The following is a 21,412-nucleotide window of genomic DNA, read 5'->3' as shown; positions in this document are numbered from 1 at the left end:
AATAAATGAGTATGAACTTGATGAGGGAACGGAAGCTAGATTACTCCACCTTGCGTGCCTTGGCCGCCTGAATATCCTGGGCAACTTGCTCGCGGTACTTATCGAAGGTGTCGTCGGCGAAGGTGATGGTGGGGATGGGGCGCTGGCTGGCCGACACAGGCCGGGGCTTGCTGAAGCCGTACTCATGTACGCCCGTGCTGCCCGAGCCCGGCGCCGGGGTGCTGAGGTGGTTGTAGCTATCCACGTAAGTGTAGAAGCCGGCCGGGTACTGCGCGTAGCGCGGCACCTGCGTCAGGGGGAACACGCTCATCAGGGCGTCGTAGTGCATTTCGGCAATGGGCAGCACGCCGGGGTGGCGCCGAGCTAGGTCCGTTACCAACTGTTGGGTGCCCACGTACATGTCGGCTTTGGGGTTGTTTTCCCAGAGCCCGGCAATGTCCATAAAGTACGAATCGACGTGGTAATCCTTGATAACTTTGTCGATCCGGTCGCGCAAGTAGTTGCGCCACGAGGCCACGCCCACGTTCATCACCGGCATCCAGCCGTCGCCGTGGCGGTCGTTGTCCCAATCCACCCAGTTCAGGTCCCAGTTGTCGCCGTCGGTGTGCTGGGTGATGGCATCGGCAAACTTCTTGAACACGGGCAGCTCGCGGTTGGCCGAGTTGGTGCCGAACATAGCCGAGAAGTGAAAACCTAGCTTGTGGCCTTCATTGATGAGCTGCCGAAAGCCTTTGTCGCCGCCCATGCGCGGGTCAGTTTGGTAGAGTGGGTAGTTCCAGTAGTAGCGCCCATCCCAGCCGGGCAGAAACACCAGCACGTTTTTCGGGTCAATTTGAGTGGCTATCCAGCGCAAAATGCTGAGCTGCTTGGCGTAGTCGTTGAAGATAAAACCCGTCCAGTGGGCGCCGTGCAGGGCCACTACCAGCTTGGTGTCGCGCAGCCAAGCGGGTACGTCGGGGCGGGTGGCGTAGGCTGGAATGCGGTAGGCTTGGGAGACGTGGGCAAAGAACGGTTTGGCAATGGCCTCGTAAGTCGGGGCCGCCCCGATGCGCCAGAGGCAGCTTTGCACGCGCTTGCGCCTGTCCCAACCGGCTTGCTCATAAATCAGCTCGGCGCGGTAGCTGTCGGGGCCAGGTTGTAAGTAAAACCTAGCGGGGCGCACTTCCGTCTGCCGGGCCGAAAGCTCGAAAAACCCACCCTGGGGCTTCTTAATGACAATCAGCGGCGTAGAAAGCTGGCCAAATAGCTGCGGGTACTCAAACGTGTTTTCGTCGTCGTGCGGGTCCATGAAGTTGCTGCCCGCCAACGACAGTTCGCCCCGCGGAATGCCCCGTACCACGGTGCTAATGGACTTGATCGGCTGGTTCATTTGGGCTGATACGCGCCACTTCACACTGCCATCAGGGTTGCGTTGCAGCTCGGCTGTGAGTTCGCCGGCCGCCTTTTCCTGCCCGCCGGCCCACGTAAAGCCCTGGCACACGTAGCGCAGCCGGTCGCCGGAGCGCTCCAGCCGCGTGCGGGCCGGGTCGATGGCGTAGGCATTCTCGAACGTCTGCACCCGAAAGCTAAACTGAAAGCCCGCAAACTCTGCCGATGGCTCGGGCCACGCGAAGCTGAATTTCATTTCGCCCTTGCCCTTGGCTGGCGTATACACCCCATCAAGGGAAGTGAGGGGCAGCAGCTCATTTTGAGCCCTGGCCGGCTCCACAAACACCCCCAACCACCCTAGGGTAGCCAACAAAAACAAGTGCGCCCGACGCTGCATACTATTTGGTAAATACATGGTTTATGCAAAAGTCTTGTCTCGAAGCAAAAGGTCGGTAACATATGGCGGTCATGCTGAGCTGGTCGAAGCATCTCTACCGCTTTGTTACCCGGTGTAGAGACGCAATATTTTGCGTCTCCTCGTTGCTGATGTTGTTTAGCTGGGTCGTTCTAGGTGGATCGTTCCACGAGGAGACGCAAAATATTGCGTCTCTACATGGTTCTGACGTCTGCAACGACGCGGTAGAGATGCTTCGACCAGCTCAGCATGACGTTCTTTCTTGCTAATGCTAGTTCAGGACGAAGTCTAAACTAACGACCTGCGGAGCCACTGCTGGCCGTGCTGCCCCGCGACACGTCCTTACGCGGCTTGGCGTCGCTGCCTTTCACCCGAATCACCGTGAGCGAATAAGGCGCAGCCGTGTAGGCGAAGTTGCCGCTAGCTTTGAACGGAGCTGTTTTGGGCACTACCGTTTGCGGGCTGGCGAAGGTGTTTTTGGCATCGCGCGGACCGGAAAGCGTGATGACTTCGGCCGTGGGGCGCAGGCGCTTGAAGCGCGACAAATCCACGCGCACGGGCTGGGCGGTAGCGCCGGAATTCACCAGCTTCAGAATCACGTCGCCGCTGTTGGCGTCGCGCACGCAGGAGCTGACCACGGCCGAGTCGGTGGCCGTGAGCACGCCGCCGAAGTACTCGCTGCCCTGGTTGCGCGAGAACAGCTGCTGCACGTAGTAGTTCGCGGTAGGGCACACAGTGGAGTTGTTGAAGTATATTAGGTCGGGGTTCCACTGGGTGTGGCCTTCTTTCGCGAGCAGCGGGGCGTAGGAAGCGAGGCGTACTACGTCGCCGTTGCGCTCCAACGAGGTCATGTAGGCGGCTTCGGCCAGGGCGTTGAAAAGGGTGTTGCCCCGCGAAGCGTACTCCCCTAGGTACACGGTAGACTTCTTGCGGTCGTAGCTGTCGTAGCGGCGGTTGTTTTTCAGGAACCACTCGGGACTCTCGTAGTAATGCTCATCCACCATGGGCACGGCCAACTGATTGGCGAAGGTCCAACCCTGGTCAAAGTCCTCACCGCGAGGGGCTGGCCCCACGGTACCAATCACCGTGACTTCGGGGTGCTTTTGCTTGACGGCGTCGTAGATAAGCTTGAACCGCTCGCGAAACTCTGGAGTCTGCTTGTCTTCGTTGCCGACGCCTACATACTCTAGGTGAAACGACTCGGGGTGGCCCGCCGCGGCCCGCTTGGCGCCCCAGGTAGAGGTAGTGGGGCCGTTGGCGTACTCAATCAAGTCCAGTACTTCCTGCACGTACTCCGGCATTTCAGCCATGGCAATGCTCTGCTGCCCGGTGCCGCCGATGCGCCACGTGCCGCCCGAGTTTTGGCATGATACTGCCGCTGGTACTACCGGCAGAGGCTTAGCACCAATGTCTTCGCAGAATTGAAAATACTCGAAGTACCCTAGGCCGGCGGTCTGGTGGTAGTTCCAAATGTTGCGCTGCGCCACGCGCTGCTCCAGGGGGCCGATGGTGTTTTTCCAGCGGTACATGTTCTCCAAGCCGTCGCCGTGGGCGAGGCAGCCGCCGGGAAAGCGCACGAACTTCGGTTGCAAGTCGGCTATGGCCTGGGCTAGGTCGGCGCGCATGCCGTTGGGGCGGTTCTTGAAGGTTTTCTGCGGGAACAGGGAAATCAAATCAAGGTCGACGGTGCCTTTGCCGGTGGCCACCACCACTAGGCTGCCGGCGGCATCGGTGCCCGTGGGGGTAAGCGTTACGCGGTAGGGCTGCCAAGAGGCGTTTTGCACCGGTAGCGATGCCGTCGCCAGCACGCCGCCTTCTTTGTCGCGCAATTGAACAAGCAGCGGAACGGTTTTGCCGCCCTTTACCCGGGCCTGCACCGAGAAATTATACTGGTCGCCAGCCTTCACCGGAATGCCATCGAAGCCGCTGTTCTTCAAGCCAAGCCCTTTCTGCATCTCATTCTCCACGTGCAAGGTCACGTAATGCGGGTTGCTGGGGTTGACGGGCGCCGCCGTTTCCACCGACATGGTGCCGAAGGAGTAGCCTTCCCGCAGAAACTCCCAGGCCGTGAGGGAATGCCAAGCGGCGTTGTCGTTGGGAGTGTACTCGAAAGAGCGGTTTTGCACTAGCTCGGCGTAGAGGCCCCCGTCGGCGGCGTAGTTGATGTCTTCGAAAAAGATACCGAACAGATCCTGGCTGATAGGTTTGCCAGCGGCTAGGTCGGGCTGCGCTTTTCTGGGGGCTTTCTGCGCCTCGCTACGACCAGGCAGCAAGGATGCTAGGCCTAAGCACGTCAGCAGCAGGGAAGACGGGGAGATTTTCATAGGGGTATGCTAGTGAGAACTGAACAGGTTTGACGTTACGTACCGGAACCTAGGTCTGTCGGAGAGAAGCTCGTGTTTCGGTAGCGTGCGAATAATCAATTGGTTATGGACTTTGCAAAGCATAGGCTTGCAAAGGCTGGTTGTTGCGCCCTACCACGAGCACCTTACCGAGTTGGGCGAAGCTGCGCACATCGCCCTGCACCCGCAAGCCCGACTGCCGCTGCGGAACCGTGGTGAAGCCGCCCCGCCCGTTGCCGCGCAAGAGCAGGCCATAGCCCGCATCGTTGTTGCCGAAGCGGATGCGGCTGTGGGTAGCGTTGCCGCCGAGCAGTAAGTCGGGGTTGCCGTCGTGGTTGTAGTCGAGGGTAGTGAGGGCGAAGATGGGGGTGTATTGCGCTTCGGGTGGGAGGGAAGCTAGCCGATACCTAGCTTGCGGGGTGCTCAGTAGGCAGCTGGTTTGCAGATGGTTGGCGCGTAGTACGTTGGTGCCCTTTAACTCGTCTGGTTTAAAGATGTCGGTGAGTTGGGCGTCGGCGTAGCTCTTGTAGTTCGGGAAGCGGCTGCGCGTCATGCTGAGCTGGTCCAGCAGCTCATCGCGCGACACGAAGGGGTAGCTTTTGCCTTGCAAATACATGCACAAAATCGGGTCGATGGCGCCGTTGTCGTCGAAGTCCTTGTAGTGCAGCTCCGCGGGTTGCTGCGCATTGGCCCGGCACTGAGTGTTCAGGCCCATGTTGCCGATTACTAGGTCCGGTTTGTTGTCCTTGTTCAGGTCGGTTACTAGCAGCTTGTTCCACCAACCCGACAGCTTGCCGGGCAGGTAAGTCGCAGTTTGGTCAGTAAGCCGGCCGTTCTGGTTCAGCCATACTTGCACGGGCAGCCATTCGCCTACCGTCACCAGGTCGGGGCGTTGGTCTTGGTTCAGGTCCACCCAGGCGGCGTCAGTTATCATACCTAGCTGCCGGAGCGCAGGGGCTAGGTTCGCGGTTTGGTCGCGGAAGTGGCCGTGGCCATCGTTAAGCAGCAGGTAGCTGGTGGGCGGTTCGGGGTAGCGGCCGGGTGTCACGCGGCCTCCCACGAAGAGGTCGGGGGCGCTGTCGCCGTTCACGTCGGCTACTCGCACGCAGGCGGTGCTGGTGGGCATGGCGGGCAGGCTGCCCGCGGGGCTTTTGCTGAAGTTGCCGCGCCCGTCGTTGAGGTACAACCGATCTTGCAGGAGCGCGTCGCCGGGTAAGAAGTTGTCGTAGCCGCCGCTGGCCACGTAGAGGTCTAGGTCGCCGTCGTGGTCTGCATCCAGGAAAGCGGCGTCGGTGTCTTCCTGTAGGTAATCAGCTTCCAAAGCAGGCTGCGGCAACTCCGTAAATTGGCCCGTAGCCTGTTGTACAAAGAGTCGGCTGGCATGGCCCGAGGCGCCACCCATGAACATATCCTGCCGACCGTCGCCGTTCACATCAGCCTGCACCAGGCACGGCCCACTGTACGATAAGCTGTTGACGAGCAGCGGTTGGCGCTTAAAGTCGTTGACGTTGTTTTCTTCCGCCACCGCCGTAATCGGCGAAGCTACCGCCGCAAACGCCGGTAGGCTAGCTTTGGTCGGAGCTGATGCCATTGGCTTCTGCGCCTCCGCTTCGCGCAGTACCAGCAGCTTACCTGCTGCCACGGCGCGCACCACCTGCTGTCGGCCGCTCGGCCACGCCACGCGCACCGAATCGGCTTGGCGCTGCTGACCTAGGCCAAAGTGCAGCACCGGCGACACGCTCGATTCGTAGCCGCGCCCGACTAGCTGTTCCTGGGTCTGGGTCAGGCCGTTGCTATACAGCAGCACCTTCGCCCCGATACCTAGGCGGTTGGCACCTAGGCCTTCCAACCGCACGGATAAGCCCCGGTTTTTAAGCCGTTTCTCCGCGGTGTTGCGGTATAGAAACGCCTCGCCGTTGAGGTTGTTGACCACCACATCTAGGTCGCCGTCGTTGTCGAGGTCGGCGTAAGCGGCACCGTTGCTGTTGGCGGGTTCCGTGATGCCCCAGTCGGCGCTGACGTTGGCGAAGGTCGCGTTGCCCTTGTTACGGAATGCGTAGCCCATCACGTTGGAGGAAGGCATCTTGCGCACCAGATCTAGTAGGTTTTTGCGCTGCACGTCGCCTTGGCGGTCGTGCAGAAAGTCGCCCATGTACTTCAGGAAATCTAGGTTGGTGTAGTCGTGCAGAAAGCCATTGGTGATAAACAGATCTTTCCAGCCGTCATTGTCATAATCGGCCAGCAGTGGGGCCCAGCTCCAATCAGTATTCGAGATGCCGGCTAACTGCCCAATCTCGCTGAAGGTGCCGTTGCCGTTGTTGAGGTGCAGCATGTTGCGCATGTACTGCTTGTGCAACCCTGCTTCGTCGCGGATGCGGAACAACTCGTAGTTGTCGCTGGCGAAGAGCAGCTTCTGCCGCCGGTTGTCCTCGGGCAGCATGTCGAGGGTGCACACATCGGCGTAGCCGTCGTTGTTGAGGTCGGCCGCGTCGTTGCCCATCGAGGAGAGCGACGTGTGGCCCATTTGGCTGCCGAGTTGGTCGGTGAACGTGCCGTCGTGGTTATTGAGGTAGAGATAGTCGGGGGCTAGGTAGTCGCTCGACAGGTAAATATCGGGCCAGCCATCGTTGTTGAGGTCTGCCACAGAGGCGCCGAGAGCAAAGGACAAGCGCGTGTTCAGCAAGCCCGCCGCGGTGGCCACCTCCCGAAACTGCGGCAAGCCCTGTCGGCTGCCTTCATTGCGGTACAGCTTTAGCCCCGTCAGCGCATCGGGCGTGCGCATGAGTTGCTTGATGTAAAACTCATCCAGGTTCTCAAATCGGCGCGGACTGTGGTTCAGCAGCAGCATGTCGAGGTCCTGGTCTTTGTCGTAATCGAAAAAGACGGCCTGGGTGCTGTAGGCCGAATCGGCTAACCCGCACGCAGCGGCTTGCTCCCGAAAGTGGGGCACCCCTTGCGTATCCGGACCTAGGTTGAGGAAGAGTTGATTTTGGCGGAGCTTACCCGGCAAGTCGCCCGAGCGGCACACGTAGAAATCGAGGCGGCCGTCGGCGTTCAGGTCTACTATCGTGACGCCAGTTTTCCAGCCTTTCGGCAAGGCCACGCCCGCCACATCAGTAGCATCCTCGAAACGAAGGTTTCCTTTGTTCAGGTAGAGCTTGTTGCTGCCTTTGTTAGCCGTGAAGTAGATGTCGTCGAGGCCGTCGTTGTTCACGTCACCGAGGGCCACGCCACCGCCGTTATAGGTGTACTCGTACACCAGCACGTTGGTCAACTCGTCCTCCTGGAAGTCGTTGCGGAACGTGACGTGGCTTTGCTCCGACGGCACTAGTTGAAACAGCGCGTTCTTATTCACTACGGCGCGCTGCTCGTGCTGGCACCCAGACAAGTAAAGCAAAATCAGCAGGCTAGCCGCTAGAAGGAACGGGTGCTTGCAAAGCATGAATAACGAGAATGGAGACGGGTGGGGGACGATGGAGCATACCTCAGCGCGTAACAGTGCTTAGACCGCAGCTACCCGAGGCTTTAGAGACGAGGAGCAACCCATCTTTGTGCTGGCTCCTCGCCTCTAACAGCACCTATATCAGTAGCCTGGGTTTTGCTTTAACTTGGCGTTGGTATTCAGGACGTTCTGTGGAATAGGCATTAGCGTGCGGTAATCCCCATTGGGCACGTGCGAGAGCCACGACTTTTTGGTGTACACTCCGAAACGAATCATATCCTGACGGCGGTGACCTTCGGCTGTGAACTCCCAGCCTAGCTCATCCAGGAATCGGCCGTACTGAATATCGGCGCCGCCTTCCACGGGGCTCACCACGTTGTTGCGAGCCGGACCATATTGGTACACGCTGCCCCGCAACAGGTCGGCCGCCGTTACGGTAGCCTTCGCAGCAGTTGCAAAGTTGCGCCGCCGCACCTGGGTTACGAGGTCAGCCGCTTGCGTGGTTTGGGATAAGCGCAGCAAGCTTTCGGCTTTCATCATGAGAATATCGGCGTAGCGGAACAAGGGGAAATCGTTGCTCAAATCAACCCGAACGCCTTGCTTGATTTCAAACTTGCCTACCCGGAAGCCATCTACTTCCGCAGAATTGTCAATGCCAGGTAAGGTGTTCGTAAAAATTAAGGGCTTGCCCGTAAAGGCCCCAAATACTCCCACCAGGGGCACCCCCGAGGAGGAAAACTGCTGGCCTTGAATCCAGTTCTGCCTTAAGCGAGTATCGTCGGGGTCGTACGTGTTGATGAACTGTGGAATGGCGCAGATGCCACCGCCCCACATACTGGCCTGGGCATTGTACGTTGCTTGATTCTGCGGCTGTAGGGTTTGCATGTGCACGCGAAAACCCGTGGCATACACTTCATCGAAGGGAATGGCAAAGATGATTTCCTTCGAGCCCTCATTTTGCGTTTTGAATACGTTGGCTTGAATGGGCTCCAGTGCGTATTTGCCCGAGTTTATTACGGCATCACAGGCAGCAATACACTTTACCCATTCAGCCTGACCGGTATATACCTGCGCGTTGAGGTACATTTTGGCTAGTAGGGCTTGTGCCGTCCACTTGTTGCTAAAGCGCCCGTACGTGGTGGCGTCGGCCGCGTCGCTGAGTAGGGGTAGGGCTTCCGTTACTTCCTTGATGATAAAGTCGTAGACCTGCTTGCGGGTATTTTGCTCTGGTAGAAAGCCGGCTGGTACGTCAAACCGGTCTACAATTGGCACGTTTCCAAATAGGTCGCACAGCATGTAGTAGTACGAGGCCCGCAGCACGCGCAGTTCCGCAATAAGCTGCTCTTTGCCAGTAGGCACAGGCACCTGACCCGATTCCACTTGGAAAAGTACACGGTTACAGTTGGTGATGCCGGCGAACGACTGATTCCAAGCGTCGCGCGGGGTAGCATCCAGCGCCGTCCATTTATGCTCATGCAGGCGCCGGAACGAACCATCATCTACCCAGCCATTGGGGCGGGCAGGGGTAACCGTCTCGTCCGTGGATGTTTCATTGATGCGGTAGACGCCGTTGAACTCTAGGTATAAGGGGCGCCACGTGCTGTAGGCAGGACCAATCAGGGCCAGTACGTCCTGAGACGTGGGGGTAAACTGACTGGTAACAATTTGATTGTAGCTCTCATCGTCGAGCTTGGTGCAGGCGTTGAACAGACCGAGCGCAGTAGCGGCCAGTACGCTAACCCGCAGTGACTTAGCAATAGTATTCATGATAAGGGAAGGCGGGTTAAAAGGTTAGGTTAGCGCCAAAAGTGAAGGTGCGGACGGTGGGGTACTTGTCACGCTCATCGTTGCCGGGAGCCAGGCCGATCCGGTTCACTTCGGGGTCGATGCCCGAGTAGCCCGTAATGGTAAAGGTGTTGAGCGTGGCCACGTACACGCGCATGTTTTTGATGTACTTCACCAAGTTCGGCTTGAAGTTGTAGCCGAGGGTGATGTTGTCAATTTTCCAGAAGTCGCCGTCCTCAATGTAGTAGCTATTGTACTCTAGGGGCATGCTCTTATTGAGTACTGCCTTGTCAAACACCTTATCGAAGGCCGTATTCAGGCGGTTGTACTGCGTTACACCGGTGTTCTCATAGTACATGCGCTGGAAGTTCAGAATCTGGTAGCCGAATGCACCGCGCATCGTGATGCCCAAGTCGAGGCGCTTGTACTGGAAGTTGTTGTTTCACCCGGCGTAGTACTTGGGCAACCCGTTGCCGAGCACTTGCTTATCGTCTTCGCTGTGTGAGAATTGGCTGTAGGGTAGCCGCTCGCCCGTTTTGGTTTCGTAAATCCACTGCCCATCGTCGGTTACGTCTACTACCTTATAGCCGTAGAAATCACCGAGGCGCTTACCAACCTCTATCCGGTGGGTGTAAGTCTGAATTGGCTCGCCGGTATAACCCGTGTTGAAGAAGTTATTGGTAAGCGTGTAAAGGTCGTTGGTGAGCGAAACCAGCTTGTTTTGGTTGGTAGAGAAGTTGAAGCTTGAGTTCCAGACAAAGTTTTTGGTTTGCACCGGAACCACGTTGACTAGCACTTCAATGCCCTTGTTTTCCATGGCGCCCACGTTGGCGGTTGTCGTCGTAAACAGGTTTGGAGGCGAAGGCACCTGGTAATCGTACAGCAGACCGTTCGTGCGCCGGAGGTAGTAGTCTACCGTACCGCTGATGCGCCCTTTGAACACGGAGTAGTCAATACCCACGTTAGACTCCTGCTTCTCCTCCCAGCGCAGGGATGGGTTGGGGTTGCTCACGGGGCTCAAAGTTTGTACCCACGTACCATTGGAGAGGAAGTAACCTGTATAGCCAAGGCGAGCTACCCCCAGGAACGAGGCATCAGGAGCCGTGCCCGTCACGCCGTAGCCTACTCGTAGTTTCAGATCGTCAAGGAAGGTAGCGCCCTGCAAGAAGTTTTCCTGGTTGATACGCCAGCCCACCGACACAGCCGGGAAGGTGCCCCACGGCTGCTTAGCTCCTAAGAAGCGCGATGAAGCTTCGCGTCGCACACTTGCCAACAGCAAGTATTTTTCCTTGTAGTTGTAAGTCACGCGGCCGAAAAAGCCGACCAGGTTCCAACGTGTCTTATCGCTATAAATAGGTGCCCGGCCAAGTCGTAGCGCATTGCCAATGCCAATGTTGTTGTACGTAAACAGATCAGTGGGAAAATCCCAGTTCTGCATGAAGTAGTTCTCGGCCGTATTTTGCTGGTAGCTATAGCCACCCAGGGCGGAAAAGCGGTGCTCACCAAAGCTACGGTTGTACGAAGCGGTCAGCTCGGCCAGCTTATCAATAATCTGAGTTGTGCCCCGGGACGCGAAGCCATTTAAGCCATCCCGCAGAGTAGAAGGATGCTGCTTATTTTCTGAGTAGCCCCGTATTTGGTTATAACGCGTGTTAGACGCCAGCGCCTTCAACTGTAGATTGTCGATGGGCTCCCACACAATACTACCGTTCAGGCGAGTATTCTGGAATGTGTTTTCACCATCTGAGTTGTAGAGGCGTGAGAGGGGATTTTCGTAGTTGAAGAGGGAAAGCTGCTGAGCATAGGTGCCGTCAGCATTGTAGACTGGGGCAGTTGGATTGCGAATGACAGCTTGCCGGTAGGTATAACCATTGAAGCTGCCGCCGTCGGCTGTTGTCGTAAAACGGTTGTTGGTGTTTAGAATGCCAAGATTGATCTTCACCCGCCCATCATACATGGCGTGGTTGATGTCGGCCCGACCGGTGAATGTACGGTTATCCGATTTCTTAAAAATGCCCTCGAGGTAACGATAGTTACCATTGAGTAGGTAGTTCGTTTGCCCATTTCCTCCCTTAAAGGTTAGGTTGTGCACGTGAATGAGCGGGTCTTGGCTAATTTCCTTTATCCAGTCGGTGCTGCTGCCTTGGTCAGTGAAGGCCACGCCGCCCGCTAGCTGCTGCCGGTACTCACTGGCGCTGAGCATTTCGGGGCGGCGCGCAATACGCTGGGTGCTCACGTAGCCACTGTATTCAATAGTAGGCTCAATGTTGCCTTTCGGGCGGCGCGTAGTAATGAGAATTACCCCGTTGGTGCCGCGCGTACCGTAAATAGCAGCCGCGGAGCCATCTTTTAGCACGTCAATCGACTCAATGTCTTCGGGGGCTACTGTGTTTAACGTGCCCGGAATACCATCAATCAACACCAGCGGTTGGGTACTGGAGTTTAGTGTAGCCGTGCCGCGCAGCAAGATCTGGCTGTTAGCGGTTGGGTCGCCGCTAGGCGTACTCACCGTGAGGCCCGCCACTTTGCCTTGTAGTAACTGGCCCGCGTCCTTGGTTGCGCCTTTAATAAAACTCTCCTCCTTTACGCTTGCTACCGAGCTGGTCAGGTCAGCGCGCCGCTGGGTGCCGTAGCCTACTACCACCACGTCACCAAGCGCTTTCGAGTCCGGTTGCAGCGTTACGTTGATGACTGAGCGTCCGCCAACAGCCACCTCTTGCGCCGTAGAACCGACAAAGCTGAACACGAGCACGGCATTGTCGGGAGCCGTGAGCGAGTAGTTGCCATCTGCGTCGGTTTGGGCCCCAGTAGTTGTGCCTTTTACCACCACGTTCACGCCGGGTAAGCCAGCACCAGTGTTATCGATTACTCGACCCTTGATTGGCCCATCTGCTTGGAAAATAGACGTGCTAATCCGAGTAGCGGCCAAGTTTTTCTGGGGCATTGTTACGGCTACCCCGCAGAGCGAAGCGAGCAGCACCAGATTGTTTGTGTGGGGTAAGGGAATTTTCATGGGCAAAACATTAGATGGGGAAAGAACCAGGGACAAGGCAACAACCGACCTATCAGTTGCACAATCGATTGCGCAACTGGGGAACTAAGGACACAAGCGGAGGGTAAGTCGAGGCCACTAGAACCTGATGTGGGCCAGGGTCTAGTGGCTCAATATTCTTATTTGTTGACTACTGCTTCGACAATAGGTTGACTGATGAGGTCAACGTCGGTTACGCGTTGGGGAAACCACACAGTCATTTCTCCCTTGCCCCGGTTGGCCCAGGCGTAGTAGGGAACGGCGGTCATGGTCTGCTGCACGGTACGAACGGAGTTCTTGGCGGCATCTACTTGCACGGCCGGTATGGTAGCGGTGAGCTGCATGATGCCGTTGAGGACCTCAGGCGTGTAGGCAGCAGTGAAGGTGGTCGTGGTTGGCACAATCAGGTTGCTGGTTTTGCCCCCATTGTCCTTCCACTCAGCGCAGTATACCACGGGGCCGCGTTGCAACGCCACTTTGTCCAAGTCAGCTTTCACGTTAGAATTTGCTACCACTTGGCGCACTTCCATAGGCAGCGTTACTTCTACCACGTCATTCTTACGCCACTTCTTGGCTAGCACCGCGTAGCCTTTCTGCACGGTGTAGGTCACGGGTTTGCCGTTGATTTTGATGCTTACCTTTTCCTGCGAAGGCGTCGCAAACGTGTACAGGTCGGAGGGGACAGCCTCGTTGCGAGCCCAGCCCGGCAAGCGCACTAGCAGGTTGAAGTCGGTGCTGGCGGCAGGGTTTACCGTGAACTTCAGGTCGCCTTGCCAGGGATAGTTGTTTTGCTGGGTAATCTGCACCTTCTTCTTGTTCACGAGCAAGTCGGTGCTACCGCTCACAAAGAGGTTGACGTACACCTCGTTGCCTTTCTGGGCGTACACATAGCCCGGCAACGAAGGAAACAACCGCGCCAAGTTGGTCGGGCAGCAGGAACAGTCAAACCAGCCCGCGCGCTGAGGCTCGCTCTGTGCGAAGCTCACGCTGTTCTTGATTTGCATGGCGTTGGAGTAGAAGAAGGACTTGCCATCCAGTCCTACCCCGGAAATCAACCCATTGTAGAGCACCTTCTCCAGCACGTCCACGTACTTCGAGTCGCCGTGGAGCTGAAACATACGCTGGTTCCAGTACACGTTAGCCACCGAGGCGCAGGTTTCGTTGTAGGCCGTGGTGTTGGGCAGCTCATAGTTGCCCCCGAACCGCTCGCCCCCCGGCACGGCGCCCGTCCCCCCCGTCACGTAGAGCTTCTTCGAGACCATGTTGTGCCAGATGCTGTCTACCGACGCCAGCAGCTGCTGGTCGCCCGTAAGAGCGGCCACGTCGGCCATAGCCGAGTAGAGGTACTCCGCACGCACGGCATGGCCCACGGCCTCGCGCTGGTCTGCTACGGGCTTGTCATCTTGCCAGTAAGAGCCGTTTTTCCAGGCGTCCTGGCTTTGGGGGTCATAGCCCTTGTAGTGGCCCCGGGCTTCGAGGAAGAACTTAGCCGTGCTCAGGTATTCTGGTTTGCCCGTTACGCGGTAGAGCTTCACCAGGCCCATTTCCACAATCTCGTGGCCAGGTGCCACGCGGCGTTTGCCGGGCCCGAACACTGCACACACTAAGTCGGCGTTTTTCAGCGCAATGTTGAGCAGGGTTTTCTTGCCGGTCGCCTGGTAGTGCGCCACGGCGGCCTCGTACAAGTGGCCTGAGTTGTACAGCTCGTGGCTTAGCTCCCGTTCTTTTTCCCAGCGTTCTGGTCCGGCCCAAGGATGCGGGTGGGCGGGGTCAATGGTGCGGGCTGTGTACAGGTACCCATCGGGCTCTTGCGCGGCGCCTACTTTGGCAACGAGCGCATCCACGTAAGCACCCAGTTTTTCGTCGGGATACAGGCTCATCGAGTAGGACGCGCCTTCAATGGTCTTGTAAATATCCGTATCGTCGAAAGGAAAAGTAGTGGCAAACTTGCCCTGTTTGGCGGCCGCCATCTCAAAGTTTTTCACGCGGTTAGTAGCCTCACAGCGCTGAAACGAAGCGGGAATGGTGACGTCGGTGTTAGTCTTGAGGCGGGGCAACCAAAAGGTGTCGGTTAGCTTGACTTGCGTGAACGGCACCGCCCGAATAGGATAGTCGGAGCGCTGTGCCAAGGCAGCAGTTGTCAGGCTGAACGCTAGAGCGGTAAAAGCAAATTTGACCATGTATGCTAATCAGAGAAGTGAAGAATAGCGCGTCGGGGTCCGCCACCTAGGGAGACAAAGCAGTGTAAGAGTCCTCAGTTGTCTACTGACTGAGTTATCGTGGCTGCTACGGATGGAGTAATGAGTAACTACTTACTCCTTCACAAACATATTATTTAACTGTGCTTTGCGCAAACGTTTGAACAAATATTTATAGGTTAATTACAATGCAAAAGCAGCATGTTAAATCATGAGTTAACAGCTCCCAGCGGTTTACTTACTTACCCTATAGAGAAGCAGCCCTCAGAATTGGCTAGAACCTCTATGTAAGCTGTTGGTTAAGGCTAGTTGAGATTACTCTTTCGGTTTAACCAAGGAGCAGGGCCATGCCTTTTTATCTTTGCGCACTATAACTATTCAGATCTTGGCCAAAAGAAGAGAAACGAAGCAAGTATCGATAACGGACCTAGCAAAGCAGCTGGGTTTATCAGTATCCGGTGTATCGAGGGCTTTAAATAATGACTCTCGCATCAGTCAAGCAACCAAGCAACGAGTGCAGGCACTGGCCTTACAGCTGAATTACCAGCCTAACCACTTGGCTGCCGGACTGCGCAAGGGCAAAAGCAAGCTGCTGGGCGTAATTGTACCCTACATTGATGGTCGCTTTTTCGCGGTAGTTATCAAGGGTATTGAACTGGCCGCCAGCCAAGCGGGCTTTAGCGTCATCATTTGCCAGTCGAATGAGGAGGTGGCTCATGAGCGGCAGAATATCGAGACCTTGTTGCGGGCCCAAGTAGAAGGCATTTTAGTTTCAGTTTCGCGCACTACCCACGATTTCGCTCACTTCGAAAAGGTGCAGAACCGAGGCATTCCTTTGGTTTTCTTTGACCGAGTGTTGCCAGGTACGGAAGTAAATGCCGTACTGCTGGACGACTACACAGGTGGGTTTATTGCCACGGAGCACCTAATAGAGCAAGGCTGCCAGCGCATTGGTCACTTTGCCGGTCCCCAGCACCTCGGCATCTACACCCATCGGCGGCAAGGCTACCTTGATGCCCTGCGTAAGCATGGACTACCAGTGGCGGAAGAGCAAATTGTATACTGCGACCCCATCACGCTGGACGCCGGCCGCGAAGCCATGCGCCAAGTGTTGCAATTGCCCGAGCGCCCAGATGCTATTTTCTCCAGCAGCGACGCCGCCATAGCCGGAGCGCTGCAAGTGTTGGAAGAGCACGGGCTGCAAGTGCCGCAAGAAGTGGCCTTGGCGGGCTTCAGCAACGAAATGTTCACGTCCCTGACCACGCCGCGGCTTACATCGGTAGACCAGTGCTGCGAACAGATGGGCGAGGCGGCGGTGCGCCTATTTCTGGACCTGCAGCAAGCATCTCCGCCCACGGCTACCCACCACATTGTGTTGCAGCCCGAACTGCTCATACGCGCCTCCTCCCTGCGCAATAGCTAGGTGATGGCCTGCCAGCGCGCCGCTTTCTGATTAGTAGGCTGAAACTGTAACCACCTCAAGAGACGGCAAACCAAGCTGAACTGAATGCTTGCTGCCGCTAGGCGCTCAGCTATAGTGTCTTTGGGGTAAGCATGCTCCGGTTCACGCTGGTAAGTCGGGCAGCTATTGTTGCACGTTGCGGATGCCGTAGACTGGGCCAGCGCTATTATTCGGCTTGGCTTGGAAAGTCACTTTTACCTGCTGCTTACCCTTCGTTAGCGCGGAAGGGATGGGATACGAAATGTCGTAGAAGCGGCTCTCTTTGTATTTGTTGAGGTCTTCGGTGGCAATCTTCTCGCCATCAACCAGCACATCGAATACGCGGCCACGGTTGTCCGTGCCCCAGTAAGTGAGCAGCAGGGTGTTGGCTTTGGCGGGGGCTACTTTTAGGGTGAACGTCATGTTGCCGCCTTCATTTACCATGCGCCACTTACGGCCGTGTTCCTCACCGGTTTCGGCTTTCTCCGTGATGGTGAAGCTATGGTCGCGCTCAGGCTGCATTTCGCCCACGCGCAGCACATCTACGGTTTGGGCTTCCAGCTCTTGCTGCTTCTTGCGGGCGGCCTCGTATACGCGCTGCTGGGTAGCCCACTTCTCGGGCGTAAATACGTCCCAGTACACGGTGTAGTACTCATTGCCGGTTTGGTTGAAGGGAATCAAGGGCACATCATTCGGCACGCCTAGGCCCGCTGTCTGGAAGCGTAGCTGCTTGGCATCCACCGGTTTCACCCAGTCGTTGGCGCTGTTGTTTGCTGTCACGAGTACGGGCACGCCGGTGACGGGTTCCGGCTCAGTGTTTCCTAGCACGCCGGCTAGCAGCGTTGGGCCATAGAACACTGCACGCCGGTCGGGGTTATCGGGCAAGGCTTCGGTGTAGAAGTCGGCGGGCAAGGTCAACTCTACTCGGTCCTTGTTTTTCCACTTGCGGTCAAGCACAAGGTAACCTTCCGCGTCGGGCCTCACGGCTGCTACTTTGCCGTTCACACGCACTTGCGGGTTCTTAGCCCACTTGGGCTGACGCAGGCGCAGCTTAAAGGCGCGAGGCTTGGCGGCCGCTACGGTAAACGTAACCTGGTTGCTGGCCGGCAGCTGGCTTTCCTGGTGCAGGGTCACGCCTTTTTCCTTCCAGTTTAGCTCCGAGGGAATGAACAGGTTGACGTACAAGCTACCGTCCGCGCCCTGGAAGTAGATGTTCTCAGCATATTTCACGTGGTTTTCCATGCCCGAGCCTACACAGCAGGTGAAGGTGTTAAACTCGTCGCTGTAGGTTTTGCGGCCCCCCATGCGCAGCGGCACGAAGTAGGTCGTCATGCCAGTTTCGTGGTGCTGCGAGGCCAGAATATGATTGTAAAGTCCCTTTTCGTAGTAATCCATCAGCTTCGCCGAGGGCTGTTGGGCAAACAAATGCTGCGTGAGCTTCAGCATGTTGTAGGTGTTGCAGGTCTCGGTGGTGTTTTCGCTGAGCTTGTCGTTAAGCTTGCGGGGCTCCCCCAAGTACTCATAGTTGCTGTTGCCGCCGGTGGCGTAAGAGTGGTTTTCGGTCACAGTTTGCCAGAAAAACTGGGCAATGGCGGCGTCCTTTTTGTCGCCGGTTAGCTCGTAGCGGCGGGCACTGGCAATGGCTTTCGGAATCTGGGTGTTGGAGTGCTTGCCGGGCAGAATATCAGTGCCGGCGGCCAGTGGGTCCAAGATTTTTTTGTCGTAGAAGCGGTACGAAAGGTCGAGGTACTTCTTATCACCGCTCAGGGCATAGGTATTGGCGAGGGTTTCAGCCATGCCCCCGTACTCGCACACCATCATTTCTTGCATCTTAGCGTCGTCGAGGCCTTTGATGATGTTACCCGTCCAGTCGGCAATACCTTGGTTGACAGTGAGGGCCGTCTTGTTGTCGCAGTACAAGTACGCGTCGAGCAAACCAGCCATGATTTTGTGCACCGTGTACCACGGCGACCACGCCCCGTTCAAGTCGAAGCCACGCGAGCGAATGGTACCGCTGGCTACCTCCGCCCATAGCTGGTCTTCCTTCGGAATGGCTCCTACGTAGCCATTTTTGCGGGCCTGTTGGCACTCATCTAGCTGGGCCACAATGTAGTCCACCCGCTGTTTGAATTCGGCGTTGCCGGTGGAGGCGTAGGCCAGCGCGCAGGCCGACAGGTAGTGCCCCAGCGTGTGCCCCGCCAGCCCTGATGATTCCCACCCGCCGTAGCGGGCGCCCTTGGCTTTCAAGCCGCTGTGCTCCCGAAAATCAGCCAGCAACCGGTCGGGCTCAATTTTCAACAAGTATTTAGTGTCAGCTTGTTCGGCCACCTTAAATGGGCTATCGAGTAGCTTCACCTGAGCAAGATTGAACGCATACGCCTTCACTGGTACCTGAGGCTGCACCTTCATCCGCGCATCGTTGGGGGTAGGCAGGTAGGTTTGGGCCTGTGCTACGGGGCCGATGAGAGCACCAAGTAGTATCGGTAGCAACCAAGCGCGTTTCGGGAGGGGAGTCATGGTGAAGGAATAGGGATGGGAATTGGAAAAGAGTAAAAGCTAGCTTGAGGTACGCAAAGAATGGATGCCCCCGAACCCGCTTGCTTCGGTGACTATCTTACCAAAAACATGTTTCAGTTTTCAACTACTGGTTATACTTGACTGACCGAAGCATCTCTATCGGGTTGTTAATTGGCCCTGTGCAACTAGAAGAGATACTTCGATTAGTCAGGTTTAACTACTTGAAATAAACTATATTAAATTCAAGAAACGTGCTACGTGTACCCTTGCCTACTTAACCATCCACTCGTGAATGCCGGTGGCGTTGTCGACGGGCAGCTGCACTTCCAGCTTGAGAGCGGTGGTGCGCACGGGCTCAAAATTCACGGTGTTATAGTTGTCTTTGGCTACGGTGTAGGGGGTAGTATTTTTTACGGGCACCCACTTGCCGTCTTTCTGGTAGTATACCTTGTAGCTAGCCGGAATGCGGCAGCCGCCCCAGGGACCATCGTCAAACCAATATACCTTGGACTCTGACACCGTGGTGGGCTCGGCGAAATCATACTGCACAAACTCAATGGTGTTCTTCTTCGGCCACCAGTGCAGATAGGGGTAGTTGGCGTCCTTTGAGTCGATGGGGTCGTATTGGTCGGCGAGGGCCTTGAGTGTTTTCGTGCTTTTCAGCGACGAGCTAGGGGTGCTGCGCGAGGCCACTGTGGGCGCGGGCTGGGGCTTGGACGCCGAGGCTTCGTAGGGGACCCACACCGTCATGTCGCTCGGCCCCCGGTTGGCCCAGGCATAGTAGGGAATGGCTTTCACCGCTTGCGGTGTGGTTAGGAGCTGGTCGGAATTAAGCTGGCGGCGGGTACTCACACCGTTGGTAGTCAGTAGGTTGATACCATTAAGCAAGCCATTCTGGTACACTACTTCTACGGGGGCTTTTTGGTCGACGGTGATGTTCTGCACGAGGCCGTTGGCGTTATCGGGGCCTTCGAGGCAATACACCACGGGGCCGCGCTGGAGCGCAAATTTGCCTAGGTCGTCTTTCACCTGGGTGGTTGCCATTACCTTTTCAGTAGCCATCGGCAAGGTTAGCGTCACCTGGTCGCCTTTCTGCCAGCGCCGCTTCAGCACCGCGTAGCCATGGTCGAGGGTGTACTGCACCGGCTTACCGTTGACACGCAGCGGAATGGGCTGGGGTGTGGCATCCATGAACCGGTAGAGGCCGCCGGGGCTAGCTTGCTGCTGCGCCCACCCCGGAATACGAATGCGGAGCGTAAACTCCTGCCGTTTCTGCGGATTTACGGCTAAATCAAGCTGGCCATCCCAGGGGTAGTTGGTTTTCTGCTCTATGCCGACTTTGCCCGAGGGCAGTTGCATGTCGCTGGTGCTGGTCATGAACAGGTTCACGTACAGGTTATCGGCGTTTTGGGCGTACACGTAACCCGGCACCGAGGCCATGAAGCGCGTCATATTGGAAATGCAGCAGGCGCAGGCAAACCACGCGCCCCGCTGGTGCTGCCCCATGGAAGCCAGCGGATTGGGGTAGAAAAAATGGTCGCCGCTCAGCGACACGCCCGCAATCAGGCCATTATAAAGAGTACGCTCCAGTACGTCCACGTACTTCGCGTCGCCGTGCAGTAAGAACATGCGCTGATTCCAGTACACGTTGGCAATGGAGGCACAGGTTTCAGCGTAGGCCGACATATTCGGCAGCTCAAACGGCTTGCCGAACGCCTCTCCGTTGCCGGTGGCCCCAATGCCGCCCGTGATGTAGAGCTTTTTGCTCACCACGTCGTTCCAGATGGCGTCGATGGCCGTGAGGTAGCGCTTATCACCGGTGAGGGCAGCCACATCGGCCATGGCCGAGTACATGTAGGTAGCGCGCACGGCGTGGCCTACGGCTTCATCCTGGTCCACCACGCGTTTGGCAGCCTGGTTGTAGTCGTTGCCCTTGGGGCCGCGCACGTCCAGGAAGAACTTGGCCAGGTCGAGGTACTGCTGCTTGCCCGTTACACGGTAAAGCTTGGCCAGCCCGATTTCCACTACTTGGTGACCGGGGTACACCTCCACCTTGCCGGGGCCGAGGTCCCGCACCAGCAGGTCGGCATTTTTGGTGGCGATGTCGAGCAGGGTTTTCTTACCGGTCGCCTGGTAGTGCGCCACGGCCGCTTCGTAGAGGTGGCCCGAGTTATACAGTTCATGGCTGAGGTCTTCCTCCTTCTCCCAGCGCTTCGTCCCGATCCACTCGTGGGGCTTGGCGGCCTTCACCGTACGGAAGGTGTAGAGGTAGCCGTCGGGCTCCTGGGCCTTGCCAATGAGGGTAATCAGCGAATCGACGTAGGTTTCCAGCTGGGGGTTCTTCTTCACCTGCATAGCGTACGACGCACCCTCAATCACCTTATAAATATCGGTGTCGTCGAACGGAAACTGGGTGAGCTTGTCGCCCGGCAGTTCGCCCGCCGCCCGCCGGAAGTTGTCGATGTGGCCATCCTGCCGGCACTGTTGCAGCGTGTGCGGAATGGTCACGTCGGCGTTGGTTTGCATCTTCGGCGCCCAAAATGTGTCGTGCACGTGTACTTGCGTAAACGCCACGGGCTGAATGGGGTAGTCGCGGGGAGGCGCCTGCTGGGCACTAGCAACGCCAGTAAAACCTAGGTACAGCAGGCTAACAAAAAAGGGTGAGCGCATAGTAGCAAAAGTGGATAGTTTAGGTGGGGGTGGGCTGGCCCAGAAACTAGCGAATCATCAAGCTTGGTCCAACTCAGTACACCATTCAATGTGACAAGGCCCAACGTAAAGGCTATTTCTCCAGCGTGACCCGGGCGCACGCCTATGCATTCAGTTCGGGAGCAACTGGAGGCAATTGCTAGGCTGTGAAATGCTACCCTACG

10 protein-coding genes are annotated in these 21,412 nt (G+C 57.0%); 1 reads left to right on the top strand and 9 read right to left on the bottom strand.

Translation table 11 applies throughout. The features are described from left to right. Positions 1-40: 40 nt before the first annotated feature. The 7 genes from CHB83_RS16845 to CHB83_RS16815 form a co-directional block, all read right to left on the bottom strand. Positions 41-1,765, bottom strand: coding sequence for a hypothetical protein (locus tag CHB83_RS16845; RefSeq protein ID WP_218823186.1), 1,725 nt, complete (start codon positions 1,763-1,765; stop codon positions 41-43). Between the two features lie 311 nt (positions 1,766-2,076). Continuing rightward, complete coding sequence (locus CHB83_RS16840; RefSeq protein ID WP_089333467.1) at positions 2,077-4,107, bottom strand: alpha-L-arabinofuranosidase C-terminal domain-containing protein; 2,031 nt, start codon at positions 4,105-4,107, stop codon at positions 2,077-2,079. 103 nt (positions 4,108-4,210) lie between these two features. Then, positions 4,211-7,567 (bottom strand): VCBS repeat-containing protein, encoded by a 3,357-nt coding sequence (locus CHB83_RS16835; RefSeq protein ID WP_089333466.1) that lies wholly within the window; start codon positions 7,565-7,567, stop codon positions 4,211-4,213. A gap of 141 nt (positions 7,568-7,708) precedes the next feature. Then, entirely contained in the window at positions 7,709-9,334 is a 1,626-nt protein-coding gene (locus CHB83_RS16830; protein WP_089333465.1) for a RagB/SusD family nutrient uptake outer membrane protein, read from the bottom strand. 16 nt (positions 9,335-9,350) lie between these two features. After that, positions 9,351-9,752, bottom strand: coding sequence for a hypothetical protein (locus CHB83_RS16825; RefSeq protein WP_089333464.1), 402 nt, complete (start codon positions 9,750-9,752; stop codon positions 9,351-9,353). A 42-nt stretch (positions 9,753-9,794) separates the two neighbouring features. Next, complete coding sequence (locus CHB83_RS16820) at positions 9,795-12,365, bottom strand: SusC/RagA family TonB-linked outer membrane protein (protein WP_089333463.1); 2,571 nt, start codon at positions 12,363-12,365, stop codon at positions 9,795-9,797. 158 nt (positions 12,366-12,523) lie between these two features. Next, the gene (locus CHB83_RS16815) at positions 12,524-14,563 is read right to left on the bottom strand and encodes a glycoside hydrolase family 127 protein (protein WP_089333462.1); all 2,040 of its coding nucleotides are present in this window, start codon (positions 14,561-14,563) and stop codon (positions 12,524-12,526) included. Positions 14,564-14,966: 403 nt separating this feature from the next. On the opposite strand from CHB83_RS16815, the gene CHB83_RS16810 reads away from it, so the two are divergent. Then, positions 14,967-16,004 (top strand): LacI family DNA-binding transcriptional regulator, encoded by a 1,038-nt coding sequence (locus CHB83_RS16810; RefSeq protein ID WP_089333509.1) that lies wholly within the window; start codon positions 14,967-14,969, stop codon positions 16,002-16,004. 162 nt (positions 16,005-16,166) lie between these two features. Here CHB83_RS16810 and CHB83_RS16805 read toward each other — a convergent pair whose 3' ends face one another. Further along, the gene (locus CHB83_RS16805) at positions 16,167-18,539 is read right to left on the bottom strand and encodes a glycoside hydrolase family 127 protein (protein ID WP_089333461.1); all 2,373 of its coding nucleotides are present in this window, start codon (positions 18,537-18,539) and stop codon (positions 16,167-16,169) included. Positions 18,540-18,809: 270 nt separating this feature from the next. Next, positions 18,810-21,209: a glycoside hydrolase family 127 protein gene (locus tag CHB83_RS16800; protein ID WP_089333460.1), complete on the bottom strand. Its 2,400-nt coding sequence runs from the start codon at positions 21,207-21,209 to the stop codon at positions 18,810-18,812. Between the last annotated feature and the right edge of the window lie 203 nt (positions 21,210-21,412).

Origin of the sequence: Hymenobacter mucosus (genome assembly GCF_900188255.1) — a bacterium.
Classification (GTDB): domain Bacteria; phylum Bacteroidota; class Bacteroidia; order Cytophagales; family Hymenobacteraceae; genus Hymenobacter; species Hymenobacter mucosus.
This window is presented reverse-complemented; position numbering and strand designations above follow the sequence as displayed.